The organism is Ruminococcus sp. 210702-SL.1.03 (assembly GCF_020559915.1).
Taxonomy (GTDB): domain Bacteria; phylum Bacillota; class Clostridia; order Oscillospirales; family Ruminococcaceae; genus YE71.
The window spans coordinates 1-559 of the sequence record NZ_JAJCLZ010000119.1; the positions used below are offsets into that span (position 1 = coordinate 1).

Below are 559 nucleotides of genomic sequence, written 5' to 3' on the forward strand. Positions count from 1 at the left end.
GCATAGATTTCTTGAATTTCTGCAAAGCGTCACACTTACGCTGATGAAGGGTGATAAGGGTGTCGAGCTTTGCAAAGAAAGTGCCGATTTGGTGTTGTTCCTTTACATCGGACGGTACTGTAAGGACTGTTTCAAAGTAATCGGCAGGAGTGATATTGAGCAGTCCGTGATTTCTTGCACCCTCTGCAGCAATGGCTTGAACTCCCTTATGCCAACAGTCGGTATCATAATACGAAACAAGAAAATCAGAGTCAATATTACCGTCCTCTTTCAAAGCGAAAACAATGTAAAGTGTCGATAATACGCCCATTTCGTACCTATCAAGTCTCTTTACTGCACCCCACGGAGCATCAGATGATGTACTCTTATTGTAAGCAAATTCACCTTTCTTCAACAGGTAGTAACCGCTTACATCTCGGCTTGCAATACGCTTATCAAAGAACTCGTTTTGATCTATCAAGCCGTACTGTGCTGATATAGTAAGTGGTAGTTCTGATTCAAGGTTTTCGTTCTTTCTCGTCACTCTCTCGACCATATCAGACAGCTTACGCTGTTCCCA

At 42.8% G+C, this 559-nt stretch carries 1 protein-coding gene; it reads right to left on the bottom strand.

What is annotated here, in order from left to right; genetic code table 11:
* The coding region (locus tag LI114_RS13715) for a restriction endonuclease subunit S (protein ID WP_413770911.1) at positions 1–559 on the bottom strand (559 nt) is incomplete at both ends.